We start from the raw sequence: 26,392 nt of genomic DNA, 5'->3' as shown, positions 1-26,392 counted from the left end.
AAATTATGGCGGCTATAGCATAAATAGTTTCTGAGATATCTAGTTTTGTTAGTATACCTTTGTTAAAATTCAGCGAATTATTGTGGTGGTGAATACCACAGTAAGGGAGATCAGGATGAAGCAGGCTTTTAAAGTAGTTCTCGGGTTCCTAATGCTATGGGCAACTGTTGCTCAGGCTGAAATCCGTATTGAAATCACGGAAGGTGTGAATAGTGCTCAACCAATAGGCGTGGTGCCTTTTAAATGGTCTGGCTCTGGTACGCCTCCACAAGAAATCGGGCAGATTGTTGGTGCGGACTTACGCAATAGCGGTAAATTTAACCCTATTGAGCCAAGTCGTATGCCACAACAACCGGGTACCGCTTCTGAAGTCACTCCTGAAGCTTGGACTGCTCTCGGTATTAATGCCGTTGTTGTCGGTCAGGTTCAACCCGCAGCCGATGGTAGCTATATTGTTAGTTATCAATTGGTTGATGTTGCCGGTAGCCCAGGTACTGTTTTATCTCAAAACCAATTTAAAGTGACTAAAGAGTGGTTACGTTATGCAGCGCATACTGCCAGTGATGAAGTTTTTGAGAAGCTGACGGGTATTCGTGGCGCATTCCGTACACGTATCGCCTATGTTGTAACAAATAAAGGTGGTCAGTACCCTTATGAATTACGTGTCTCTGATTATGACGGTTATAACCAATTTACGGTTCACCGCTCACCAGAGCCTTTAATGTCGCCAACTTGGTCTCCTGATGGTGAGCGCTTGGCGTATGTTACGTTTGAAAGTGGCAGTTCAGCACTGGTGATCCAGACTCTATCAAGTGGAGCTGTTCGTCAGGTGGCATCATTCCCTCGTCACAATGGTGCCCCCGCGTTTTCTCCAGATGGCACTAAGCTTGCCTTTGCTCTGTCAAAAACAGGTAGTTTAAACCTCTATGTTATGGACTTAGCAAGTGGTCAAATCCGTCAAGTGACGGATGGCCGTAGCAATAATACAGAGCCTAGCTGGATGCCAGACAGTCAAACTTTGGTCTATACTTCGGACCAAGCGGGTCGCCCGCAAATTTATAAAATTAATATTAATGGTGGTAGCCCTGAACGTGTGACTTGGGAAGGTACACAAAATCAGGACGCTGATGTTAGCCCGGATGGATCTTTCATTGTAATGGTCAGCTCCGGTGGCGGTCAGCAGCATGTCGCCAAACAGGATCTGGCAACGGGTAACGTTGAATATTTAACGAAAACGTTTCTAGATGAAACGCCGAGTATCGCACCTAACGGCACTATGGTAATTTATAGCTCCTCTCAAGGCTTGGGGACTATATTGCAGCTAGTTTCGACCGACGGGCGTTTCAAAGCGCGTCTTCCGGCGACCGATGGACAGGTTAAATTTCCTGCATGGTCTCCGTATCTGTGATGCATAATAATAATGTGTGGCAAACTATTAAGGATCAAAACGATGCAACTGAATAAAGTGCTTAAAGGGCTGATGATCGCATTACCAATCATGGCTGTCGCAGCTTGTAGCTCTAACAAAAACAATGACCAAGATGGTACGGATTCTTCTATGAACCAAACTAACACAGGTCTGTCTGCGGAAGAGCTGGCACGTCAGCAAATGCAAGAACTGCAAAATAACAATATCGTATACTTCGGTTTCGATAAATACAGCGTTTCTCCAGAATACGCTGATATGTTAGATGCACACGCAGCGTTCCTGCGCAACAACCCATCTGTTAAAGTTGTTGTTGAAGGTCACGCGGATGAGCGCGGTACTCCAGAATATAACATCGCGCTGGGCGAGCGTCGTGCTAACGCAGTTAAAATGTATCTGCAAAGCAAAGGTGTAGCAGGTGATCAAGTTTCTCTGGTTTCTTACGGTAAAGAAAAACCAGCTGTGTTAGGTCACACAGAAGCTGATTACGCGAAAAACCGTCGTGCAGTCATTGCATACTAATAGATAAGCGAAATTATCTCTTATGAACAGTAACTTCAGACATCTACTTGTAGGTCTGTCGTTATTGGTTGGCGTAGCGGCTCCTTGGGCCGCTATTGCCCAAGCGCCAATCATTAATGTCGGATCCGGTTCATCCGGTGATCGCCTAAGTCAGCTTGAGACAGCGGTTAATTCTCAAGGCCAGATCTTATATCAAATCCAACAGCAGCTCGCAGATAACCAGCGTGATATTGATACATTGCGTGGACAAATTCAGGAAAGTGAATACAAACTGAATCAAGTGGTTGAGCGTCAAAAAGATTTGTATATGCAGTTAGATCAGGTAAGTGGCGGTTCTACAGCATCACCAGACTCAGCAGCTGCGTCTAATTCATCCTCATCATCAGATACTCCAACAGCCCCAGCTGCTTCTGGCGGCGGTGAAAAGGAAGATTATAATGCAGCAGTTGCGCTTGCGATGAATAGTAAGTCGAAAGCGCAAATCGATGAGGCTATCGGTGCATTGCAAAGCTTTATTAAAAGCTATCCAAAATCCAGCTATCAATCCAATGCTAACTATTGGTTAGGGCAGCTTAACTACAACAAAGGTAGCAAAGACGATGCAGCATTCTACTTTGCGACAGTAGTTAAAGAGTATCCTAAATCCCAAAAAAGCAGTGAGGCTTTATATAAAGTTGGCCTTATCATGCAAGATAAAGGGCAAAAGGATAAAGCGAAAGCGGTCTACCAACAGGTATTGAAGCAATACCCTAATAGTTCAGGTGCAAAACTGGCTGAGAAAAAGCTAAGCTCACTTTAATTGTTAACCCCGAAGAAGTTATTGCCGGATATTTCGGGGTTAACCGTATGATTAGTGTGCATTCAGTCGTTTTTTTCAAAAAAATCATTGCACCATCGTCAGAAATCAGTATTATAAGCCGCCGTTGACGCGTGAATTGAATGTTTTATTTATCGTGTAAACAAATTAAGAAGTAAGTTTTAATTTTAAGACGTGTTGTTAGCTTTAAAATTTTAGGATGGGTCGTTAGCTCATTCGGTAGATTATTGAGTTTTACAAGATGGTTGCAGGTTCGACCCGTAAAGGTAAGTCCGAAGGACTTAAATCCTGCATGTACACCAAGCCGTTTTTAGCTTTAAAATTTTAAGATGGGTCGTTAGCTCAGTCGGTAGAGCAGTTGACTTTTAATCAATTGGTCGCAGGTTCGAATCCTGCACGACCCACCATCTAAAACACAAAATCAGTTATGCCAGATGGGGCATTAGCTCGGTTGGTAGATTATTGAGTTTTACAAGATGGTGCAGGTTCGACCTGTAAGGGTAAGTCCGAAGGGCTTAAATCCTGCATGTACACCAAGCCGTTTTTAGCTTTAAAATTTTAAGATGGGTCGTTAGCTCAGTCGGTAGAGCAGTTGACTTTTAATCAATTGGTCGCAGGTTCGAATCCTGCACGACCCACCATCTAAAACATAAAATCAGTTATATCAGATGGGGCGTTAGCTCAATCGGTAGATTATTGAGTTTTATAAGATGGTTGCAGGTTCGACCCGTAAGGGTAAGTCCGAAAGGCTTAAATCCTGTATGTACGCCAAGCTGTTTTTTAGTATTACAATTCTAAGATGGGTCGTTAGCTCAGTCGGTAGAGCAGTTGACTTTTAATCAATTGGTCGCAGGTTCGAATCCTGCACGACCCACCATCTAAAGTAATTCACTTCCCTTAACTCCAAAAAAGATCCTTGCATAGCGCACATAGAGTGCGGGTGAGAAGCTGCGTTCAGGTTCGAGCCGAGTGGAGCGAGACAGCGTTGCGCTTGCGCAACGACCCGAAGGGCGAGGCCGTAGGCCGAGTCATCCTGCACGACCCACCATCTAAAGTAATTCACTTCCCTTAACTCCAAAAAAGATCCTTGCATAGCGCACATAGAGTGCGGGTGAGAAGCTGCGTTCAGGTTCGAGCCGAGTGGAGCGAGACAGCGTTGCGCTTGCGCAACGACCCGAAGGGCGAGGCCGTAGGCCGAGTCATCCTGCACGACCCACCATCTAAAGTAATTCACTTCCCTTAACTCCAAAAAAAGATCCTTGCATAGCGCACATAGAGTGCGGGTGAGAAGCTGCGTTCAGGTTCGAGCCGAGCGGAGCGAGACAGCGTTGCGCTCGCGTAACGACCCGTGTGTACAAATGATGCTTTAATCCAACCCTAATCCTTCTTTTATACTAATTAATCACTATTCACCGCATCCCTTTAGCCACTCAAAAAAACCGTTCTATAAACGGATAATTCACGTATTTCCCCCTTGTTTTTGAGAGCTGACTCAAGGAATTGAATACTTATTTAGACTAGTCTAAATAAAGCATTAATAACCGATCACATTGTAAAATATAAGTTATTTTATTCTGCGGTAAAAATAACAAAGGATTAACGGATGAAAAAATTACTTGCGGTTTTATGTGCAGGGGCATTTATTTCGACTAGTACATTTGCAGCGATCCCCGCTGGAAACGATGTCACAACGAAACCTGACTTGTACTATTTAAAGAACTCACAAGCAATAGACAGCTTGGCGTTGCTACCACCACCGCCAGAAGTGGGTAGTATTTTATTTTTAAATGACCAAGCGATGTATGAAAAAGGTCGTATGCTCAGAAATACAGAAAGAGGTAAACAAGCTGCTGCGGATGCTGATCTTGCTGCTGGAGGGGTAGCTAATGCATTCTCTGAAGCATTTGGTTATCCAATTACTGAAAAAGACGCTCCCGAAATTCATAAACTGCTGACGAATATGATTGAGGATGCAGGTGACTTGGCGACTCGTTCCGCAAAAGAAAAATACATGCGTATCCGCCCATTCGCTTTTTATGGTGTGGCAACATGTAATACTAAAGATCAGGAAAAACTGTCTAAAAATGGTTCATACCCATCGGGCCATACTTCAATTGGTTGGGCGTCTGCATTAGTACTTGCAGAAATTAACCCTGAAAATCAAGATAATATATTAAAACGTGGTTATGAATTAGGTCAAAGTAGAGTAATTTGTGGTTACCATTGGCAAAGTGACGTTGATGCGGCGCGTATTGTCGCCTCTTCAGCGGTAGCTACCTTGCACTCGAACCCTGAATTCCAAAAGCAGTTACAAAAAGCTAAAGACGAATTTGCGAAACTGAAAAAATAGCCATTATAAAAAATCGCTCTGCTATTTAATTTTAACAGAGCGATTTTTATTGTTAATATTATGTTAATTCGCTACTATGGAAGGTCTATCAAATTCCTTCTGGCAATAGTTCCCTATCTTGCAACAAACCAATCACTAATTCTTGCATGCGAATATTCATTAAGGGATCGATAGGGTAATTAAGCTGTCGGGCTAGTTCTGAGGTTACTTTATCAAAACATGTCATGAGTGAATGTAAGGCTGTCGCTGCGGTTTGTGCATTACGATAATCAAATAAGGTTTCCATGGATTGTGTTATGGTTTCCGGCATCCATGTTTGATAGTTTTTTCCGTTATACCAGACATCTTGCTGCTTGCCTTGTTTAGTTGAAACTAAACATTCTGTCATGGTCAGCAGTGCTTTTTTCATATCTGCGTCTCTTGACCAAGCACTCCACATTTCATTACGTAATAACGCAATTGCAACTTGATGTGCTTCATACCAGAATTCTTTTGCAATAAAAGTGAATTGCTGTTCGCTGAGTTGTTTTAAAGAGGGCAGTATAAAACCGTTTGGTAGTTTTTCAGTAATACCTGTTTTATCAAGTAAAATGGTGTATCCCCGTGCATAGGTATCATCAAGCCCATATTGTTGCATTTTCTGTAGTCGACAAGGTTCCGCAAAGGTGAAATCGACTTTTCTTCCTTGCTCATAAATGACCAAACAGGTTGGCGATTCAGGCTCACCAATACCGCCATTAATAAGATGTAAGGCAACAAGGGGATGACCGAATTGATTGATCCATCGCTGATCGTGAAAAAGATCTGTTACACCTAAACCGATTAATTCAATATCAATATCAGAATAATGATCGATATGCCGTTCTCTTCCTCTTGAGCCGGTTAATATTACGGCCTCAATTCGAGGGTCGAGTAAAGAAATTGAAATTATTTTATTTATTAAAGCTGCGGGGGATTCCATAACTAACCTATCAGATATATGAGTATGGCTAAGATACCTGTAAAGTGAGAAAAATGCGAAGAAACACAATAATTATTATTCTTAGTATTTAAGTCGCAAAGTAGACAATTAAACAAAAATCGAGAAGACATCCTTAGAAATTTAGCGTATCTTGTTTAGTATATAAAACAAAAAACCGGTTATTGAGTCATTTTACACGTAATTTTTGCGGTAAAATTGCATTATGCTAAACAGAGGCTAATTATGAGTGAGTTTATTGATTTTAACCAGTCAGTTTATCCATTCCCCCCTAAACCTGCGTTATTAAGCTCTGATGAAAAAACGTTTTACCGTGAGCGCATCAAATCATTATTGGCCGAAAAAAATGCAGTGATCGTGGCACATTATTACACTGATCCTGAAATACAAGCATTGGCAGAAGAAACTGGGGGGTGTGTCGCAGATTCATTGGAAATGGCGCGTTTTGGCGCTCGACATCCCGCTTCGACGCTATTGGTTGCGGGAGTACGTTTTATGGGAGAAACAGCTAAAATTCTCAGTCCAGAAAAAAATGTATTAATGCCAACTTTAGCAGCAGAGTGTTCACTTGATTTAGGTTGTCCAGAAGAGGATTTTATTCGCTTTTGTGATCAACACCCCGACCGTACTGTTGTGGTGTATGCAAACACCTCTGCGGCAGTTAAAGCACGTGCAGATTGGGTAGTGACCTCAAGTATTGCTGTTGAGCTGATTGACCATTTAGACAGTTTAGGTGAGAAAATTATTTGGGCGCCAGATCGTCATCTAGGCCGTTATGTACAGCAAAAAACAGGTGCCGATATTTTATGTTGGCAGGGAGCCTGTATTGTTCATGATGAGTTTAAAACGCAATCTTTGATGAAAATGAAGGCATTATATCCGGAAGCGGCTATTCTTGTTCATCCTGAATCTCCTCAAGCTATTGTTGACCTTGCTGATGCAGTTGGTTCAACCAGTCAATTAATTAAAGCCGCGCAGACTTTACCTAACCCATCGATGATCATTGCGACTGATAAAGGTATCTTTTATAAAATGCAGCAGGCATGTCCTGATAAATCATTATATATCGCACCTACTGCGGGTGAAGGTGCAACTTGCCGTACATGTGCTCATTGCCCTTGGATGGCAATGAATGGCCTACAAGCTATCGCACAGGCGCTAGAAAGCCATGGTGAACAGCACCAAATTCATGTGAGTGAAACGTTACGTGAAAAAGCAATGCAACCATTAAATAGAATGCTAGATTTTGCAGAGAGTCTAAAATAGAAGAAGGTTGGTTGTAGGTCAGTATCAATATACGATGTATCACACATGATTAAATAAGGATCTTGGGATGGATTTCTTTAGCACAAGTAATATTTTAGTGAATATTCCTTTGTGGAATAGTATTTATGAGCTGTCATACATAGAAGCCGTTGGCACGGTAGCTGGTTTACTGTGTATTTTACTCGCGAGTTTTGAAAAAACGATTAACTATTTGTTTGGTTTAATCAACGTCACTTTATTTGGGGTGATTTTTTTCCAAATTCAGTTATATGCTAACTTACTTTTGCAAGTGTTCTTCTTTATTGCCAACATTTATGGTTGGTATGCATGGAGTCGCGTTGATAGCAGTCAACAGACTGAATTGAAGATCCGCTGGTTAAGTTTTCCAAAAGCGGCAATCACGTTAGTTATTTCTGTGTTAGTCATTACTTACTTAACTTTCAATATTGATATGGTATTTGGTGTGTTAGCGGCATGGGCAGTTGAAGTGTTAAATCTGTTTGGCGCCAATTTACAAATGCCAGTGTTGGAACCAGATGCATTTCCTTTCTGGGATTCCACTATGACGGTGTTGTCAGTTGTGGCGATGATTTTAATGACAAGAAAATACGTTGAAAATTGGCTGCTATGGGTCGTGATTAATGTCATTAGCATTGTGGTGTTCTATAAGCAGGGGGTCTATGCCATGTCGTTAGAATATTTAATTTTGCTGGGTATTGCATTAAATGGCTCAAGATTATGGATCAAATCAGCCAAACAAAACGGCTCTTCACCACTATCGAGTGCGTTGTGACAAAAATTAATCATAAAATGGTGAAAGTAACATTGTCGTAGTTTTGCCATTTTTGTTTATTTTTACTCTGAAATTTCTCTCTAATATGGGGCTATTGCGCAGCTTAATCGCCTTTAGCCTCATTTTATAATTCTAGCGCCTAAAAGTGATAATTTACTAGCTCGTTTAGCTGTTTACAGAAGAGAGCTGAACGGTTAGATTAAAATTTCGATACCTGCTGTCTTTCAAATCGCAGTATTGTCAGTGGTAAGAAGATCATTTCAACTCGCTCTTCACTTCAATGTAAGTGCTTACCATCGGCTGTTTATAAGGTATGTAAATCATCAATATAGAAAACAAAATAACCACTGGATTAAAAGAGTATGAACTATCAGAACGATGACGTCAGAATTAAACAAATAAAAGAATTATTGCCACCTATCGCATTATTAGAAAAATTTCCTGCGACAGACAAAGCGGCGTTTACCGTTCATGAAGCACGTCTTGCCATCCACAATATCTTGTCAGGTGAAGATGATCGCCTAGTGGTGGTAATTGGCCCCTGTTCTATCCATGATACTAAAGCGGCATTAGAATATGCTCAGCGCCTAAATAAACTGCGTGAAGAGCTAAAAGGTTCACTTGAAATTGTGATGCGTGTTTATTTTGAAAAACCACGTACCACAGTCGGTTGGAAAGGGTTAATTAACGATCCGCATATGGATAATAGTTTCAATATCAATGATGGTTTACGTATTGCTCGTGAGCTACTCGTGACCATCAATGATCAAGGTTTGCCAACAGCAGGTGAATTCCTTGATATGATCAGCCCTCAATATGTTGCCGATTTAATGAGTTGGGGAGCGATAGGGGCGCGTACCACAGAATCTCAGGTTCACCGTGAGCTAGCATCAGGTTTATCTTGCCCTGTTGGCTTCAAAAATGGTACGGATGGCACCATCAAGATTGCAATCGATGCAATTAATTCAGCTCGTTCGCCACACTGTTTTTTATCGGTGACTAAATGGGGGCATTCCGCAATAGTGAATACTGGCGGTAACCCTGATTGTCACATTATTTTACGTGGTGGTAAGGAACCAAACTACAGTGCCGAACATGTTAAAGCGGTGCGTGAAGGCTTAGTAAATGCAGGGCTGACTCCAAGTATTATGATCGATTTCAGCCACGCAAATAGCAGCAAAAAGTTTGAAAAGCAAATGATCGTTGCAGATGATGTGAGTGAGCAGTTACGCCAAGGTGATCGTTCTATCACAGGAGTGATGATTGAAAGTCATCTTGTTGAGGGCAATCAAAGTTTAGAATCTGGTGAGCCTTTGGTGTACGGAAAGAGTGTGACTGATGCATGCATTGGTTGGGACGACACCGAAAAAGTATTGCGTCAGTTATCTGATGCCGTGATTGCTCGTCGTCAAAAATAACGGGTATTTGAGTGAAGCCAGTATGATAGGCCATACTGGCTTTTTATCTTAATGAGGGACTCTTTCTAGTACAGCGGCTAGTTTAGTTTTATCCTCTTCAGCTAAATTCTGTAGTGATATTGAGAGGGGGATCAGCTGCTGATTTACTGGCGCGTTTTCAATTCTTGCTTGGAATAGCACATTATTTTTTTCATTTCTTAAATACGTCACATCTTTTAATGGGATGCGATAGCAAAAAGCAAACAGACTTGGCCTGATATAAACATGTTCTCCTTTGATGGCTAAATAAGGAGTACCATTAATGCGTTTTCCTAAAACAAATAAAATGATCGCCAACACTAATAAAAACATTCCCAAGCTTTGACTCAACACGATAAATATCACGCTGATTAAGCCAAGAGCAATCGCTCTGATACTGTTATGGCGATTATTAAAGGTTAATTTGGTTTCGAAATCGACATTGATAGTGGGATCAAAGGTTTCAAGTTGATGGAAACGCCAGCGAATTGCAGAAAAAATCATTCCGCATAAAAAGACGATCGTGATAGGCATTAATGCCAAGCTACTCATTAACGCGACAGCAATCGCGACCCTTGGTTTATAGCTCATGATCATCATGCTGATCAACTGAATAGGGAAACTCACGCAGGCGATAATCATTAGCACCTTCATCAGTTGCGCATTTTGTGCGCCATTAGAGCCATCAATAATTAATTCGCCCGTTTGTATCATATACAATAATGTTCCGAGTAGGGCGGTATTAAGTACTAAGCCCACCCAAACATAAAGATTGAATTTACTCATATATTTCTCGATTAGTCCGTTATTACAACGAATTGTGCCACAAAAATATAGGCTGTCGAGTGCTATCATGACAAATTAAAATGTTTCTAGTTAACAAAATATAAAAGTGGGGGAATGCTATTCGATTTGGGTTGTTTATTGAACATAAAATAAATTCAGATTTATCTTAGTTGTTTATATTCTGCATTTACTCGAATTTTTGGTTTGTTTGCCCTTTTTACCTAGAGTTTTAGTTCTACTTATTCAATAAAAATGAACGAATCATTCAAAAATAAGTACTTTCTTTAATTTGCTTTAAGTCAAATAATTGCGTTTCGTTACTATAACTAAATGGGATTATATGATGAAGAAATTACAACTTGCATCTCTGTCACTGGCCTTATTGGCTACATTAGGAACTGCTTCTGCATCAACGAGTAATGAAGGATATTATGGCTCTGCTCGCGTTGCTAAAGTTTGGCAAAAAGCAGATAGCATGGATACCAGTAGCCGCCCAGGTATTGGCCAATTTGTCTCAGGTGATGATAAGGATGATTTCTATAATGCATCCCTTGCGGCTGGTTATCAGTATGGTAACGGATGGCGAACTGAGGCTGAATATACTTTTAATAAGAAAGCAGAATATACTAGTGGTTCAACAGCTTTTCCAACCAGCTTTAATCATCACAAAACGGAAGCACAGCGCCTGATGTTAAATGCTTATCGCGATTATGAAATTTACCAAGGTATTTCCGTTTATGGTACTGTAGGTATTGGTATTGCAAAAGTGAAATCATCAGGATGGCAAGGAAATCGCTCTCGCCAATATGCAAGCAATACTGATACTAATTTGGCGTACTCTCTTGGTGCAGGTGTCAGTTATGAGCCTATTGATAAACTGAATTTTGATTTAGGTTACCGCTATGTCGATTTAGGTAAGATTGAGAGTGGTATGAATCGATTTGGTAATGCGAGAGGGTTGCAAGATGAGCAAATGAAAGCACATCTTAAATCACAAGAGCTAGTGCTCGGGGTGAGATATTTGTTTTAAGTTTTAGTCTGATTCATTGGTTATGTCGTAAAAAAGGGGAAGCCAAATGGTTTACCCCTTATATCTATTTGAAATAGATTAATCAGATCGCGATTTTTCCATTTAGTTACGAATAAAGTCAACAGGATAAGAGTTAAATAGATATCCATCAAAATTAGGATCGTCGACATCAGAAAGTTCTAACAATCTCTGTTTCACGTTTTCAAGGTGTTGCCACATTGCTGATTTTGCAGCAACGGGATCCTTTTTAATCATTGCCGCTAGAATGACTTCATGATCCGACATCCACTCTTTTCTGTAGTCTTTATCGATGATCCGCGAATGCAATTTAAGCCACATAGGGTTGTTTTCGCGCCATTCCCATGATTGCTTCAGAAGTTCGACTAACATACTGTTGTGTGTTGCTTGTGCTATAGCGAGGTGAAACTCACGATCACCCGTTTCATCTTCTCCCGTTTTTAGCTCATTTTTTTCTCTTTGCAGTGCTTTTCTCATATTCGCAATATCTACGGGTGTAACCTGTGTTGCTGCAAACTCTGCAATATTACTTTCTAATAGCTGTCTCGCTTGAAGTAATTCAAAAGGTCCTGCGGCGTTCAATGCCGAATCATCGGCTCTATCCTCCTCATCAGCTGTTCCCTTGCATTGAGGCAGTGCGATGACATAAACCCCTGAGCCTTTTCGTACCTCAATAAGATTTTCAATTTCCAACATAATTAATGCTTCGCGTACAACAGCTCGAGAAACATCTAGCATTTCAGCAATTTCTCGTTCTGGTGGAAGTTTGTCACCAATTGCGTAGCTCATATTGGCGATCATTTGGCGTAAAGCATGGCCGACTTGCTGATAGGGGCGTTTATATTCAGTAAACTGTGTCATTAGATTAATCATCAATTAATACTTAACTTTTATTGCTTTTAGTTTAACAGATATTGGTCGACCAAAAATAGCTCATATCAAATAATAGTAAAAAAAATAAATGAAAAGACGCGAGAAGCGAAATTTGGCGTCTTTTCAAATAATTTGAGCTAATTATGATGTTGCTAATAAACTATCTTCATCATGCTTAGTCTCTTCGGGGTCTTTGTTCTCTTTGATGAGGATCCACAAAACCGCTGCGCCAATCAAATCAAAGGCCGCTAAAGCGACAAAGAAGGGACCAAAACCGATAATGCCGACAAAAGCACCGATAAATAAATTAAAGATTAACTGACCCGTCCAAGCACATGCGCCTGCCATACCAACGGCTGTTGCAACTTCATTCTTTTTAAATAAATCAGCGCTTAATGTGGCTGCAACTGTTGATAATAACTGGTGGGAGAATCCACCAATACTAATCAGTAAAACGGCGATATAAGGGTTTTCAACAATACTGACTAAGCCAATTGTCGTCATTAAAATAGCGCCAATGGTGAAAGTAATACGACGTGAATTGATTAATGAAATACCACGATCATTTAAGAACTTGGCAACAAAGCCGCTTGCTAAGCAACCTAAATCTGCCATTAAGAACGGTAACCAAACAAACATAGCGATTTCTTTAAGGCTAAAATTTAGGGTTTCCACAAAGAAAATAGGGACCCAGAAGTTGATCGTTCCCCAAGCTGGATCAGCAAGAAAACGAGAGATACCAATTCCCCAGAAATTACGTTGTTTCAAAATATTTTTGATAGAAGTAGATTCTTTTTTAGATGATTGAAGGTGTTTTTCTTGTCCATCTTCGATATAGGCGCGTTCTTCATCTGATAATCTTTTGGCATCTTTTGGATCTTTATATAAGAAAAACCAAAAAAATGCGGCAATAATTGCTAATATGCCCGCGATGATGAATGCAAATTCCCAGCTATGAAATAAGATAGCCCAAGCAATTAATGGTGGTGCTAACATCGCACCAAACGACGTTCCCATATTAAAGACACCCGTAGCAATGCCTCGTTCTTTAGCTGGAAACCAAGTCGATGCTGTTTTAACACCAGCAGGAATGACGGACGCTTCACTGAATCCCATGATCCCGCGCATAAAAGCTAAACCTTGCCATGAACCTGTCAATGCGTGTCCCATGGTGGCTAAGCCCCAAATTAATGCACAAATAAAGAACCCTAATTTCAAACCGATAGTATCAATAAAGAAACCCATAATCGGTTGACCAATTGTGTAGGCGAACTGGAATGCACTCACAATCCATGAGTATTGTTCTTTTGTGATCCCTGTTGTTTCCATGATAGTAGGAGCGGCAACACCAAGTGCTGTTCTATCTAAGTAGTTAATTATGGTAATAAAGCAAACCAAAAGAATGATGTACCATCGATAATGTTTTAACTTTTTCATAATCAGCCTTTTACGTTTTATATTTTTCTAGTAATCCTGAATGAATAAATGGTTAATCCTGTTAAAATAAATATTGGTCAACCAATGAGGAAAATAGTTTAAAATCGGTAAATCTTCTATTTTGCTGTTCTGGATTCTGCATAAAATAAAGGCTTTATTTTGTGAGTTGTCTCTTACTTTTGTATTGGGCGACCAAAATTAGTATATATTTGTGATTTGGTTAACCAAAATAGCTAACCTTTATAGATCTTGAGCCAACATCGTGACACAATTTTTATTAAATAAGTTAAATGACGACCAGTTCTAAAATACGGCATAGCAAATCGGTAAAAAGAACTTATTAGTCGATTAGGCAGCATTAGTGACATATAAACGAGGTTAAGTATGAAACAAACTTGGCGTTGGTACGGACCAGATGATTCGGTTTCTCTATCTGATATTCGTCAGGCTGGTGCAACAGGGGTTGTCACGGCGCTTCATCATATTCCAAACGGAGAAGTCTGGAGTGTTGACGAAATACAAAAACGCAAAGATTTAATTGAAGCTAATCAATTAGAGTGGGCAGTTGTGGAAAGTATCCCTATTCATGAAGATATCAAAACACAAACAGGTGACTATGATAGATTGATAGCAAATTACCAACAATCGATGCGTAACCTTGCTAGCTGTGGGATCCGTACTGTCTGTTATAATTTTATGCCAATACTTGATTGGACTCGTACTGACTTAGAATATGAGCTTCCAGATGGCTCAAAAGCGTTGCGTTTTGATCAAATTGCTTTTGCTGTATTTGATATTTATTTATTACAGCGAGACAACGCACAACAAGATTATTCTGCTGAAGAACAAATTCAGGCAAAACAACGTTTTGAATTAATGAGCAATGAAGAGAAGCAAAAGCTTGTTAATAATATTATCGCTGGCTTACCCGGTGCAGAAGAAAAATATACCCTTGAACAATTTCGTCAGCACTTAAAACGTTACGCAAATATTGATAGAAATAAATTACGTGAACATTTTGCTTATTTCTTAAAGAAAATCATTCCAGTTGCAGAAGAGATAGGCATGAAAATGGCCGTTCACCCTGATGATCCACCTCGTCCAATTTTAGGTTTACCTCGTATCGTTTCAACGATTGAAGATATGCAGTGGATAGCAGACACTGTGGACAGTGATGCGAACGGCTACACAATGTGTACAGGTTCATATGGGGTAAGAGCTGATAACGATTTAGTGAATATGATCCGTGTATTTGGCTCGCGTATTTATTTTCTGCATTTGCGTTCAACATTACGAGAAGAAAATCCAAATACATTTCATGAAGCCGCGCATTTAGCCGGCGATGTTGATATGTATAAGGTCATTTGTGCAGTTGCAGAAGAAGAACATCGCCGCTTGCAAAACGATTCAGGCGAATTAATTCCGATGCGTCCAGATCATGGGCACCAAATTCTTGATGATTTAAAGAAAAAAACAAATCCGGGTTACTCTGCGATCGGTCGTCTAAAAGGACTTGCAGAACTAAGAGGATTAGAATTAGGGATTCATCGCGCATTCTATCCAAAAAAATAATCTCTTACAGTTGGCTTTGACAGGCGGTCAAAGACTATTAACTGCCTGTCAACAGGGGATCATCATGGACAAAAATATCGTTACTGCAACAATTAATGCACGCCGCCCAAACTGGACAACAGATCGTCTCACCACCCGCATCGTACATATTGGTTGTGGCGCTTTTCATCGTGCTCACCAAGCTCTCTATACTCATCACGTATTAGAAAAAACAGACAGTGATTGGGGCTACTGTGAAGTCAATTTAATGTCTAAACATGGTGCTGATTTGATAAAAAAGCTAAAACAACAATCCATGTTGTATACGGTAGCGGAAAAGGCTGAAACGCATACAGAATTAAAAATTATTGGCTCGATGAAAGAAGCCATGCACTCACTTATTGATGGTGTTGATGCCATTATTGAAAAAATGGCTTCGCCTTCTGTTAGCATTGTTTCTCTGACTATCACTGAAAAAGGTTATTGTGTCGATCCTGCAACAGGAAAATTAGATAAAAATAATCCACTTATTCAACAAGATTTAGCAACACCAAATCAGCCTACATCGGCAATTGGGTATATTACTGCGGCATTAAAACGAAGAGCGGAACGCAAGTTGCCGCCATTTACCGTTCTTTCTTGTGATAACGTTCGTGAAAACGGCCATGTAGCGCGGGAAGCGGTTTTAGGGTTAGCGAAATTACAACATGCTGAATTGGCTGAGTGGATAGAAGCTAATGTGACATTTCCCTGCGCAATGGTTGACCGCATCGCTCCTGCTGCAACAGCAGAAACTTTGGCTGAAATCGCGGAGCTTTTAGGCGTTAAGGATGATTGCGCTATTGCGTGCGAACCTTTTCGTCAATGGGTGATTGAAGATAACTTTGTGAATGGTCGGCCTGAATGGAATTGTGCAGGTGCGCAATTTGTTGAAGATGTTGTTCCATTCGAATTGATGAAATTAAGAATGCTAAATGGTAGTCACTCTTTCTTAGCCTACCTTGGTTACTTAGGTGGATATGCACATATTGCTGATACTATGGCTAACCCCGATTATCGCCGTGCTGCTCAGGCATTAATGTTGGATGAGCAAGCACCGACCCTCATTATGCCTGAAGAGGTTAACTTAAAAGCTTATGCTAATAGTTTAATTGATCGCTTTACGAATCCGTCGTTGAAACATCAAACATGGCAAATCGCGATGGACGGTAGTCAAAAACTTCCACAGCGTTTATTAGATCCCATAGCGTGGCATATCGAAAACCAATCGAGTTATCGCCATTTAGCATTGGGTATTGCAGGTTGGATGCGTTATGTCGCGGGTGTAGATGAGCAGGGGAAAAAAATTGATGTACGTGACCCTCTTGTTGATACTTTTGCCGCAATTTATGCAAAGCATGGTTTAGCAGTTTCTGTTGTCGATGATTTGCTTGCTATTGATGCCATTTTCGGTATTGAGCTCCCTCAAAATCCACATTTTGTGGCGACGATTAAATTAGCCTATCAACAAATACTCGATCTTGGCGTGCGCCAAGCCGTTGCGCAGCTTTAAATTGGATACTGATATGAAAACATTTCTTTGTGAAGATTTTTTGCTCAATAATGAAGTTGCCCGTCGTCTCTATCATGATTATGCCGCGGCAATGCCAATTTATGATTATCACTGCCACTTGAACCCTCGTGAGATTGCAGAAAACCGCCAGTTTGAGAATCTCGGGCAAATTTGGTTAGAAGGCGATCATTATAAATGGCGTGGCATGCGCTCAGCAGGGATCCCTGAGTCTCTCATTACTGGTCGTGAAACAAGCGATTACGAAAAATATCAAGCTTGGGCAAAAACGGTTCCTATGACGTTAGGCAATCCGTTATACCATTGGACGCATTTGGAGCTGCGTCGCCCGTTTGGCATTACTGGCACGCTTTTTTCCCCTGATACCTCGGAAGCTATTTGGCATATGGCGAACGAAAAATTGGCTCAACCCCAATGGTCAGCTCGTGGAATTATGCAGCAAATGAATGTTCATATGGTAGGTACAACCGATGATCCAATCGATTCATTAGAATATCATCAACAAATTGCGCAAGATGATACTTTCAATATTAAAGTTCGACCAAGTTGGCGCCCAGATAGAGCGTTTAAAATTGAGCTTGATGGTTTTGTGGATTATATCAATAAATTAGGACAAACAGCAGATATTGAAATTAGTCGTTTTAGTGATTTATTAGCAGCTTTAGGTGCACGCCTAAACCACTTTGATAAGCATGGTTGTATCGCCTCTGATCACGGTATAGAAGTGCTACGTTATGCACCAATTCCAGAGGAAAAGGTCTTAGACACAATTCTACAAAATAGGCTTAATGGAAAACCTCTTGATGAGTTGTCTATTGCTCAATTTTCCACCGCTGTGCTTGTTTGGTTAGGTAAACAATACGCAAAAAGAAATTGGGCAATGCAATTACATATTGGTGCACTACGAAATAATAATAGTCGCATGTTTGCATTATTAGGCGCAGACAGTGGCTTTGACTCAATTGGTGATAACCCTATTGCTTACCCGCTCTCTCGTTTACTCGATGAAATGGATAAAAGTAATGAGTTACCAAGAACGATCCTATATTGTTTAAATCCACGTGATAACGCGGTATTAGCCACGATGATCGGTAATTTCCAAGGTGGCGGTATCGCAGGCAAGATCCAGTTTGGGTCGGGCTGGTGGTTCAACGATCAAAAAGATGGCATGTTAGGTCAGCTTGAACAGCTTTCACAGCTGGGTTTATTAAGTCAATTTATTGGTATGTTGACTGACTCACGCAGCTTCCTGTCTTATACTCGTCATGAATATTTCCGTCGTATTTTATGCAATATGTTAGGTACATGGGCAGTAAATGGTGAAGTGCCTAATGATGAAGAGATGTTAGGTCAGCTTGTGCAAGATATCTGCTTTAATAATGCAGTTAATTATTTTTCAGATAAATGAATTTAAGAACACTTTGTTATTCAGCCTGATACGTATCTGTGTCAGGCTTTTTACTATCAGTCTGTAACCCTCTCTTTAAAAGAGGCTGATTGACTGTTTATTTCAAAAACCTTAACGACTGCCGCCAAACAGAATACGTTTGTCAGCAGTCTGGGCTAAAATTATTTAGCTTTACCTTGGTTCGCTACCGCCGCTTGTTTTGCAGCGATTTCGTCTTGGTTACCCAAATAGTAGTGTTTGATTGGTTTCATGTTTTCGTCGAACTCATAAACCAATGGCACTGCGGTTGGGATGTTCAGATTAAGAATTTCTTCTTCGCCCATGTTATCCAAATATTTAACCAAAGCACGCAGTGAGTTACCGTGAGCTGCGATAATGATTTTCTCGCCAGCTTCAACACGTGGCTTGATTTCTTGTTCCCAATAAGGAACAACACGCTCGATAGTGGTTGCTAAGCTTTCAGTCACTGGCAGTTCTGCGCTAGACAGTTTTGCATAGCGCGGATCATGGCCTGGGAAGCGTTCATCATCTTTAGTCAGCTCTGGTGGGGTGATAGCAAAACCACGACGCCACAGTTTAACTTGCTCATCACCATATTTTGCTGCTGTTTCTGATTTGTCTAGGCCCTGTAGTGCACCGTAGTGACGTTCATTCAGTTTCCAGCTTTTTTCAACAGGCAGCCATTGCTGATCGACCTGATCAAGGATGTTCCATAAGGTATGGATCGCACGCTTTAGCACTGAGGTATATGCGAAATCAAAGACAAAGCCTTCATCTTTCAGCAGCTGACCTGCAATTTTTGCTTCTTCGCGGCCTTTGTCTGACAGCTCAACATCAGTCCAGCCAGTGAAACGGTTCTCTTTGTTCCACTCACTTTCACCGTGTCTTACCAAAACCAGTTTAGTTACAGCCATAGCTTAAACTCCTATCAGTACATTCAAATTAAAATGAATCATTGCTGACTTACATTATAGGGATAGTGAATCCGAACGCTAGTCACAACTGATGTTTTACCCAAACCAAATCAAAAAAGTGATGATAAGTGAGCTAACTGGATAAAAATTTCGCTTATGAAGTGGAAAAACACCTTCTAATTTGCTTGTTTTTTATCCAGTAAACATTTTTACTGGGTAAGTGAAAAATAACAGATGTACTAGATTTAACCCGAAGTGAAACGATACAGCAAGCCATAATTTTCCACTCCACATCCATGCCAACCCATAAATGATACCTGCGAGGGTAGCAAACAGCATCAGTAAAGGACCTCCGGCAAAATGTGCGCCACCAAATAACAAGGCACTAATCATAAGTGCAAGGTAAGGGGAGTTGAGCCATTGGGTGAGTCTTTGCTGTAAATAACCACGGAAAAGCGCTTCTTCAGCAAGTGACACAAATAACAGGTTACAGATGATAAAAATGGGGAGCCAATTAGGAAAATGTTTTTCAAAACCTAGCCCACCAGCAAGGGTGGCAATAACGAGTAACACAGGCACTGCTACGATTAATAGCCACCATTGCCATGGTTGTGCTGTTTTGACGGCTTTTGTGGTGAAAAGACTTGGTAGGCAAAGTAACAGAATAAATGGCATCAATGCCTTATCAAAATTAAAATACATGGTAAAGGGTAAGCTTTGCTCACCTACGGTGACCCTATCAAGGTATTTTAAATTATTGAAACCAGAAAAAGCATGAATAAACAGGCCAATTGCGCAAGCGATAAGGATAATTTCACTGACAATTTTGATGGCTAAATGATGTTGAAAGCGCCAACGTATCACGCCAACTGCACTAATGGCGACTAATAGCCACATGGCTTGCCAACCTAAAACATGGGTATACAGTGCAATACCAGTAGCCAATAACAGTAAAAATATTGCTGTTAATCGATGAGTTGCGAGTGTAGCAAGCGAAGCTGCTAAAACAAACCAGCAGGTCATAGTGAACCTCAAAAAATTTTAAAATCTATTTGAATTATTGAAGGTGGCACATTCTAATGATTTAGTTACATTTTCCGAGATAAAAATAGAGAAAATAGTTATTATATGAAAATAAGATAATAATATTATACAGTTATATATTGTATCGATAGATAATCAATAGATTAACTATGGCCGAACTGTCTGCGGCCATAGCTGGTGGGGTCATCGGGTTTCTTCTATTTCGTAACGATATTGACCGTTATCAGGAACAAATTTTAAACGATGAGTAATGCAAGCTGGCGCATCTTCTTGGTGATGGGTGACGAATAATAGTTGCGTAGTGCCTTGACTGAGCATGATATCAATAAAGCGTAATACCAACAGGCGATTTAAACCATCAAGCCCTTGTAGTGGTTCATCTAAAATCAGCACAGCAGGGTGTTTAACCAGTGCACGCGCAATCAATACTAATCGCTGTTGTCCCCATGATAAGCTATGAAAAGGCAGTTGAGCCGTTTGTTTGCTAAAACCGAGCAGAGCAAGCCATTGATAAGCTAATTGTACTTGTCTATCTGACGGGGTTTGATATAAGCCAATAGAATCATGGAATCCTGAAATAATCACATTTAATACACTGGTTGCGACACGGTACTCTTGATGAATACTGTTGCTGACATAGCCAATGTGACGTTTGATATCCCAAATGGTTTCTCCGGTTCCTCGGCGACGGCCAAATAACGTCAAATCATTGCTGTAACCTTGAGGGTGGTCCCCTGTAATTAAACTGAGTAGCGTTGATTTTCCTGCACCATTTTCACCAATAATTTGCCAGTGCTCATGAGGGTTAACTTGCCAGTTCAAGCCGTGCAAGATGGGCTTATCATTATAACTGACTACACCATTATTTAAGATCACGCGGGGAATATCATCAGATAAAGTAACTTGCGCGGTGGGATCTTCCACTTCTGGAATAGTTAAATGTTTAAGGTTTTCACTATGCTGTAGCTGGCTAATTAGTGTGTTAGCAAGTACTGACTCACGGGTTCCAGATAATGTAAGTTTACAGTCAGCTACCACACCCATATTTTCAATAAAGTCAGGTAACTCATCGAATCGATTGAGTATAAGTACAATCGTGAGCCCTTTTTCAGACAAATTGGACAATAGCTCACTGAGGTTATTTCTGGAAAAAACATCAAGGCCATCAAAAGGCTCATCAAGGATCAATAAATCAGGTTGCCCCATTAGTGTCTGGCACAGTAAAACTTTACGCGTTTCTCCTGTGGATAGGTATTTAAAGCGTCGTGAAAGCAGGTCGCTGATGCCAAATTTACTGGCGAGCTCTAAACAATATTCATTGTCTTTATGGTTTAGTTGAATAATTTCAGCTGCGGTATATCCGGTATCTTCTTCGTTTTCACTGAGCAAATCGGTGTTATTACGTTGCCACTCATCATTAATAATTTTTTGCAGTTGCTCGAAAGATAGGCGTATAGGCGATAGAAAACTGTTTTCCACAATACCAGATAAGGGATTGAGTTCACCCGTTAATGCTTTCGCCAGTGAAGATTTTCCACTGCCATTGGCACCAATAAAAGCCCAGCTTTCATGTTGATTAATGAGCAAATCTGGAATGTCGAGAGTTTGTGAGTCACTTAGCCTAAAGCTACTATGATGCAGGGTGATTGATGCCATATTACTTCCTTTATTCTCTTTTTATCATTCGTTATTTACCTATCTGTCTTCTCCACAAATAATCAGGATTGCCGATAAAGTCAATAACTCAAGGGAGGAAAGGCACAAAAAAGAAGCAAGCACTTACCTATTTAAAGTAAATAAGTAAGTGTGAAAGGATTAACACAGCGTGGCGATGATCACTTGATCGGCATTAAATAGAGCTGTCACGCTATCATTAAGCTTAAGTTGTTGGTTATCGACTTCTTGGTTGTTGAGCGTTGAGCACAGTGTTTCTCCTCCTGAGAGCGTAATAAGTACCTCACTATTTTCTTTACCACGTTCAAGAGTCGTTATTTTACCGTTTAAGGCATTATCGAATTCATTAGCGAGAGTCGGCTGTTTGCTCAGTTTCACCCAAGGAGCTTTAATTAAAGCGAGTACTTCCTTACCTTCAGTCAACCCTAAACGGTTGGCACTTTGCTCGGTTAACGCGGCGTTGATTACGGTTTTATTATCCGCCAATAACACGCTGACATGCTGCTGGACTTGGTTATGATCACGCGCAATTAAACGACCAAAAAATTGGTTACGGGCACTCGTTTGTAATGAAAAACGTGAAATTGCAGCCAATAGGCTATCGAGAGGTAAACTGTCGTCTTTCAGCACATCAAACGCTTTTTGTTGAATTTGGGCAAGTAGGTCATAAAGTTGCAGTAGCCTTTCACCATAGTGGGTGAGTGTTGTACCACCACCACCTTTACCTCCGGTCGCTCTATCTACTAAAATATCGTCAGCAAGTTGATTCATTTCGTTGATAGCATCCCATGCACTTTTATAGCTGATCCCAGCAAGTTTTGCTCCTTGGCTAATCGAACCAGTCGCTTGGATTTGCTTTAGTAATGAAATTCGGCGAGGATCAGCAAATAAATTTCCTTGTAGTTTTAGTGTTAGTAAAATATCCATAAATAAACCTTTTAAATATCAACTTGTTATATGGAGCCTTTCCAAAATCACTCAATATTATTCCGAAATGTAATTCCAGTCATTTGAGCGCTCATCTTGGTAAACAGCGGTCATTTTCATGCTCTTGTGCCCTAGTAGCGCTTTCGCAAACTCACTGTTTTTTTCTTCAGAGTATATCCTAGCTGACAGACTTCTTATCTCATGAAAGGACGGAGGGGTCTTATCAGGCCATTTTAACCCTGAATTATCCCTTGCTGAGCTAAACCTCCTGAATAGTGTCATATAAGGGAGGTTGTTTTTCTTTTCGTTTATGAATAGATACTCAGTTTTATTGTCTAGCACTGGGGATATCAGTACATCATTGACAGATTTTCTTAATTTTAGCATGGATAAAGTAAGAGGAATTGCTATTTTTATCCCTGTTTTTTCTTGAGTAATAAACAATCTACCATCTTTTATATCACTTCGTTTAATTTTTAACACATCACCAGCTCTCTGACCAGTAAGAAGCGCCAAATCCATTAACAGCGGATAGAAATCACCAAAAGCAGATATTTCTTTTTTTATTGATTCATAGTCAGAAAATGACATCCTTGAGCGTGATACTTGCACTTTTGGAGGCTTTGTGTGCTCCGCTGGATTATCTTTTAAAATTCCTTTTATTATCGCTTCCCTAAATAGGTCAATCGAAGTTGTACGCACTTGAGCAGCCATGGATTTTTTACCTGTTTTTGATATTTCATTTATCAATTGAGATATTAATTGAGGTGTAACTAGGGATATACTTATGTTCGGAATATATTCTTTTATTGAATTTAGCTTACTTATATATGATTTATATGTTTTAGGCTTCAAATCTCTATTTTTTAATATTTCTTGATACTCTGAAATCCACTGATACAACATAACTCCAGAGTCAGCCATTCTTTCTACTAAACTTGGCTTTATCTTTTCTGATAATATTTGATAATTAGCCGAGATAGCCTCATTAACTGCCTCGGCTTTATTTCTGCCTATGCCGTACTCAATTCCAGTTTCAGGATTCCTGTAACTATAATAACCTTTCCGGCAATATAAATTAGGTGGTAAGTGTGCGTTTTTGGGGCTTCTGTTTCTTGCCATCTGTCTCAATCCTTTTTAACAGTTTGCAGTTATTATTTAATAGAATGCTTGGGGTAAGCTTTTCGTAGTTTGTTATTTTTTGTGCGGATGGGTGTATTAAATATTGATACCCGTCAAATGTTGGTGCAGGGTATATTTTCCCTGAGTTTATCCATCGTCTAACTGTTTCATCACTTCTTCTGTGTTTTTTTGCGAATTCTCTGACTGTTTGCATTTATACACCTCCATTCTTTCTTTTATATTTTTCATAATCATCTCCACAATCTTTACTGCAATATGCGCTATTTGGTGCTGCTGGTATTTCTTCGCACCAGATGCACATTCCGTTATATGATTTGATTGCTACCTTGCGATTTGATAATGCGGCTTTAATATGTAATTGCTCTAGTTCGTTTGCTGAGTCGATAATATCCATTTTAAATTACCTTCTTCTTTAATCATTAAATAGCACTCTAGAACAGCTCTAGATATATCTGCACTTTCTGCTATTAACTTCTCATGAATAGCTAGCGGTGATAGATTTACTGAATCTCTCCATTGAATGTTAATTTTAAATTTTCTAATTATGTGAAATATTATTTTATCCTCAAAATAATCACGATCAATTTTAGTTATTGCTTCATTTCTTTTATATGTAATATCGTAATTATTATTTATCCATCTCACAGAGTGACGAGTGAACTCAAGATTAAACTCGCCATTGCAAACGTAATAGTTATGCACCAATTGATTAATCTGCCAATCATTTAGTTTGCTATATTCATTCATTCTCCATGTCCTATCCATGATTAATATTAAAAGGCATGCCTTCGGCTTTCATTGGTTGCAAATCTGCAAAGTCACATTTCACCAATCGACCTTCGAATTCGGTAGCCATCATCATAACTTTGGAGATGGATAAATACGTAGAAAAAATCCATTGAAATACTTTACGTACGTAAAATAGCTGATATTGTGATAAGAGTGACAACAACGTCAGCAGCTTATAGAGCCTCACTTCGGTGGGGTTTTTTGCTTTCTAGGCAATGAAAACTCTATTTGCTAGCTTCTATCTTGCACATAGCGGCATTAGAGTAAGTAGGGTTTTCATTGTGGAGAATGCCAAGGCTGATTGGCTAACTTGCATGGGTTATCTGTATTTATCAGAATAGAAGTACACACGCCATGGAGAACCTGAATGCATATACTCTCAGCGTATGCCTCCACAATACCATTTCGAACAACACAGTATTCCAAAAATTATTCCAAGGACTGGCCATTGAGTGTTTTTTGTCTAATTTATTATAATGTGTAGCGGTGATTTATAGGGCTAGTAATAAAGTTCAATGTTACTAATATGAGCTCAGTATTATTATATGTTAACTTAGTCGTATAAGTGATTTTATATAAAGGTGGCAATGATGGCTAATGTTTTTTCATCTAAAGATATGAGTAACGCTTCAGATAAAAAAATTGCTGTAGGTATTAGCTCATGTTTATTGGGTGATAGTGTCAGATTTGATGGTGGTCATAAACGTTTCCATTTTGCTGTAGACGAGTTATCCGATTATTTCGAATACAAACAAGCATGCCCTGAGATGGCGATTGGTTTACCGACACCTAGACCTGCATTAAGGTTAGTTAAATCTAAAGAAAATAACCTTAGACTCAAATTCAGTGATGGTCGCGATGGCGATTTAACTAACGAAATGGTACTATTTTCGACTGCTTACTTGAATGGTATTTTAAATTTAAGTGGTTATATTGTATGTAAGAACTCACCTAGCTGTGGCTTGGAAAGAGTTCGGGTATATGATCCTGTCGGTAATGGTAATAAAAAATCTGGAATGGGGCTTTTTACTGAACAATTAATAAAGAGAATGCCTTGGCTGCCTGTTGAGGAAGATGGCAGGTTAAGTGATCCTCATATTCGAGAAAATTTTATTATACGGGTATTTGCTCTTCATGAGCTAAATGAACTAAAGAAAAATTCATTTAATCGGCATTCTTTAATCGAGTTTCATGCTCGATATAAGCTCCTTTTACTAGCACATTCGCAACCTCTTTATCGTGAACTTGGTCGTTTTGTTGCTAGTAACAATAAATGGGAATCAATTGACTCTTATTTTGATGAGTACCGAAATAAGTTTATGAATTTATTAAAGCAACAAGCTACAAGGCGTAATCACACCAATGTGCTTATGCATATCCAAGGTTATTTTAAGCGCTATCTTACATCAAACCAAAGACAGGCATTGAGTAAGTTAATTCTTGAATATCGACAAGGAATACAGCCTTTATTAGCACCCTTAACATTAATAATGCACTATTTGTCTGAATATCCTGATGATTATTTAAATAATCAAAAGTATTTTCATCCTTATCCCCAGTCATTGAGATTGAGATATGGACTATGATACTAAAGTAATATTTCAGTATATCAAAGTTGTTCATATGATTAGTTCTTTCA

General features: G+C 39.8%; 24 protein-coding genes, 3 tRNA genes and 2 other RNA genes. 17 read left to right on the top strand and 12 right to left on the bottom strand.

Annotated features, from left to right (window positions below; all coding sequences use genetic code 11):
* The first annotated feature begins 115 nt into the window (after window positions 1-115).
* From tolB to phoC, 9 genes are all read left to right on the top strand, one after another.
* Entirely contained in the window at window positions 116-1,408 is a 1,293-nt protein-coding gene (tolB, locus tag M1E96_RS15530) for a Tol-Pal system beta propeller repeat protein TolB (RefSeq protein WP_070925024.1), read from the top strand.
* A gap of 42 nt (window positions 1,409-1,450) precedes the next feature.
* Entirely contained in the window at window positions 1,451-1,948 is a 498-nt protein-coding gene (gene pal / locus M1E96_RS15525) for a peptidoglycan-associated lipoprotein Pal (RefSeq protein WP_070925023.1), read from the top strand.
* Between the two features lie 22 nt (window positions 1,949-1,970).
* Complete coding sequence (gene cpoB, locus M1E96_RS15520; protein ID WP_070925022.1) at window positions 1,971-2,747, top strand: cell division protein CpoB; 777 nt, start codon at window positions 1,971-1,973, stop codon at window positions 2,745-2,747.
* Window positions 2,748-3,096: 349 nt separating this feature from the next.
* Window positions 3,097-3,172: transfer RNA gene (locus M1E96_RS15515), tRNA-Lys, on the top strand.
* Window positions 3,173-3,330: 158 nt separating this feature from the next.
* Window positions 3,331-3,406 (top strand) — tRNA-Lys (locus M1E96_RS15510).
* 160 nt (window positions 3,407-3,566) lie between these two features.
* Window positions 3,567-3,642, top strand: a tRNA-Lys gene (locus M1E96_RS15505).
* 43 nt (window positions 3,643-3,685) lie between these two features.
* A non-coding RNA gene (locus tag M1E96_RS15500) (RtT sRNA) lies at window positions 3,686-3,813 on the top strand.
* 43 nt (window positions 3,814-3,856) lie between these two features.
* Window positions 3,857-3,984: non-coding RNA, RtT sRNA (locus tag M1E96_RS15495), on the top strand.
* Window positions 3,985-4,368: 384 nt separating this feature from the next.
* Entirely contained in the window at window positions 4,369-5,115 is a 747-nt protein-coding gene (gene phoC / locus M1E96_RS15490) for an acid phosphatase PhoC (RefSeq protein ID WP_070925021.1), read from the top strand.
* 88 nt (window positions 5,116-5,203) lie between these two features.
* On the opposite strand, the gene M1E96_RS15485 is transcribed toward phoC, so the two are convergent.
* Window positions 5,204-6,076, bottom strand: coding sequence for an aminoglycoside 6-adenylyltransferase (locus M1E96_RS15485; protein ID WP_337979542.1), 873 nt, complete (start codon window positions 6,074-6,076; stop codon window positions 5,204-5,206).
* A gap of 243 nt (window positions 6,077-6,319) precedes the next feature.
* Here M1E96_RS15485 and nadA point away from each other — a divergent pair, with 243 nt between their 5' ends.
* The 3 genes from nadA (at window position 6,320) to aroG (ending at window position 9,571) form a co-directional block, all read left to right on the top strand.
* Window positions 6,320-7,360 (top strand): quinolinate synthase NadA, encoded by a 1,041-nt coding sequence (nadA, locus tag M1E96_RS15480; RefSeq protein WP_369427200.1) that lies wholly within the window; start codon window positions 6,320-6,322, stop codon window positions 7,358-7,360.
* Between the two features lie 67 nt (window positions 7,361-7,427).
* On the top strand, window positions 7,428-8,153 hold the full coding sequence (pnuC, locus tag M1E96_RS15475) for a nicotinamide riboside transporter PnuC (protein WP_070925018.1): 726 nt from the start codon (window positions 7,428-7,430) through the stop codon (window positions 8,151-8,153).
* 362 nt (window positions 8,154-8,515) lie between these two features.
* Window positions 8,516-9,571: a 3-deoxy-7-phosphoheptulonate synthase AroG gene (gene aroG / locus M1E96_RS15470; RefSeq protein WP_140180671.1), complete on the top strand. Its 1,056-nt coding sequence runs from the start codon at window positions 8,516-8,518 to the stop codon at window positions 9,569-9,571.
* A gap of 48 nt (window positions 9,572-9,619) precedes the next feature.
* On the opposite strand, the gene M1E96_RS15465 is transcribed toward aroG, so the two are convergent.
* Window positions 9,620-10,375, bottom strand: a complete 756-nt coding sequence (locus M1E96_RS15465) for a hypothetical protein (RefSeq protein WP_070925016.1) — start codon at window positions 10,373-10,375, stop codon at window positions 9,620-9,622.
* Between the two features lie 343 nt (window positions 10,376-10,718).
* Here M1E96_RS15465 and M1E96_RS15460 point away from each other — a divergent pair, with 343 nt between their 5' ends.
* Entirely contained in the window at window positions 10,719-11,405 is a 687-nt protein-coding gene (locus M1E96_RS15460; protein ID WP_070925105.1) for an outer membrane protein, read from the top strand.
* A gap of 102 nt (window positions 11,406-11,507) precedes the next feature.
* Here the strand turns inward: M1E96_RS15460 and M1E96_RS15455 are convergent, their stop codons facing one another.
* The gene (locus M1E96_RS15455) at window positions 11,508-12,296 is read right to left on the bottom strand and encodes an FCD domain-containing protein (RefSeq protein WP_140186323.1); all 789 of its coding nucleotides are present in this window, start codon (window positions 12,294-12,296) and stop codon (window positions 11,508-11,510) included.
* Between the two features lie 141 nt (window positions 12,297-12,437).
* Complete coding sequence (locus M1E96_RS15450) at window positions 12,438-13,733, bottom strand: MFS transporter (protein ID WP_272581352.1); 1,296 nt, start codon at window positions 13,731-13,733, stop codon at window positions 12,438-12,440.
* A gap of 384 nt (window positions 13,734-14,117) precedes the next feature.
* On the opposite strand from M1E96_RS15450, the gene uxuA reads away from it, so the two are divergent.
* From uxuA to uxaC, 3 genes are all read left to right on the top strand, one after another.
* The gene (uxuA, locus tag M1E96_RS15445) at window positions 14,118-15,305 is read left to right on the top strand and encodes a mannonate dehydratase (RefSeq protein WP_272581353.1); all 1,188 of its coding nucleotides are present in this window, start codon (window positions 14,118-14,120) and stop codon (window positions 15,303-15,305) included.
* A 64-nt stretch (window positions 15,306-15,369) separates the two neighbouring features.
* The gene (locus M1E96_RS15440; RefSeq protein ID WP_272581354.1) at window positions 15,370-16,836 is read left to right on the top strand and encodes a fructuronate reductase; all 1,467 of its coding nucleotides are present in this window, start codon (window positions 15,370-15,372) and stop codon (window positions 16,834-16,836) included.
* Window positions 16,837-16,849: 13 nt separating this feature from the next.
* On the top strand, window positions 16,850-18,262 hold the full coding sequence (gene uxaC, locus M1E96_RS15435; protein WP_337979541.1) for a glucuronate isomerase: 1,413 nt from the start codon (window positions 16,850-16,852) through the stop codon (window positions 18,260-18,262).
* A 161-nt stretch (window positions 18,263-18,423) separates the two neighbouring features.
* Here the strand turns inward: uxaC and gpmA are convergent, their stop codons facing one another.
* The 8 genes from gpmA to M1E96_RS15395 all read right to left on the bottom strand — a co-directional run bounded on the left by gpmA (window position 18,424) and on the right by M1E96_RS15395 (window position 24,711).
* Complete coding sequence (gene gpmA, locus M1E96_RS15430; RefSeq protein WP_272581356.1) at window positions 18,424-19,176, bottom strand: 2,3-diphosphoglycerate-dependent phosphoglycerate mutase; 753 nt, start codon at window positions 19,174-19,176, stop codon at window positions 18,424-18,426.
* A gap of 192 nt (window positions 19,177-19,368) precedes the next feature.
* The gene (locus M1E96_RS15425) at window positions 19,369-20,199 is read right to left on the bottom strand and encodes a CPBP family intramembrane glutamic endopeptidase (RefSeq protein WP_319068692.1); all 831 of its coding nucleotides are present in this window, start codon (window positions 20,197-20,199) and stop codon (window positions 19,369-19,371) included.
* A 204-nt stretch (window positions 20,200-20,403) separates the two neighbouring features.
* Window positions 20,404-21,876, bottom strand: a complete 1,473-nt coding sequence (gene modF, locus M1E96_RS15420) for a molybdate ABC transporter ATP-binding protein ModF (RefSeq protein ID WP_319068693.1) — start codon at window positions 21,874-21,876, stop codon at window positions 20,404-20,406.
* A 159-nt stretch (window positions 21,877-22,035) separates the two neighbouring features.
* The gene (modE, locus tag M1E96_RS15415; protein ID WP_272581359.1) at window positions 22,036-22,821 is read right to left on the bottom strand and encodes a molybdenum-dependent transcriptional regulator; all 786 of its coding nucleotides are present in this window, start codon (window positions 22,819-22,821) and stop codon (window positions 22,036-22,038) included.
* Window positions 22,822-22,878: 57 nt separating this feature from the next.
* Window positions 22,879-23,943 (bottom strand): tyrosine-type recombinase/integrase, encoded by a 1,065-nt coding sequence (locus tag M1E96_RS15410; protein WP_369113803.1) that lies wholly within the window; start codon window positions 23,941-23,943, stop codon window positions 22,879-22,881.
* Window positions 23,900-24,157, bottom strand: coding sequence for an excisionase (locus tag M1E96_RS15405; protein WP_272581361.1), 258 nt, complete (start codon window positions 24,155-24,157; stop codon window positions 23,900-23,902). The genes M1E96_RS15410 and M1E96_RS15405 overlap by 44 nt, the downstream gene beginning before the upstream one ends.
* Window positions 24,158-24,358 (bottom strand): hypothetical protein, encoded by a 201-nt coding sequence (locus tag M1E96_RS15400; protein WP_272581362.1) that lies wholly within the window; start codon window positions 24,356-24,358, stop codon window positions 24,158-24,160.
* The gene (locus M1E96_RS15395) at window positions 24,328-24,711 is read right to left on the bottom strand and encodes a hypothetical protein (RefSeq protein ID WP_272581363.1); all 384 of its coding nucleotides are present in this window, start codon (window positions 24,709-24,711) and stop codon (window positions 24,328-24,330) included. The genes M1E96_RS15400 and M1E96_RS15395 overlap by 31 nt, the downstream gene beginning before the upstream one ends.
* Before the next feature lie 632 nt (window positions 24,712-25,343).
* Here M1E96_RS15395 and M1E96_RS15390 point away from each other — a divergent pair.
* The gene (locus tag M1E96_RS15390) at window positions 25,344-26,339 is read left to right on the top strand and encodes a DUF523 and DUF1722 domain-containing protein (RefSeq protein ID WP_272581373.1); all 996 of its coding nucleotides are present in this window, start codon (window positions 25,344-25,346) and stop codon (window positions 26,337-26,339) included.
* Window positions 26,340-26,392 lie beyond the last annotated feature (53 nt).

The organism is Providencia sp. PROV236 (genome assembly GCF_033676985.1).
Taxonomy (GTDB): Bacteria; Pseudomonadota; Gammaproteobacteria; order Enterobacterales; family Enterobacteriaceae; genus Providencia; species Providencia manganoxydans.
Note: the sequence above shows the minus strand (reverse complement) of the source record. Positions and strands in the feature narration are given on the sequence as shown.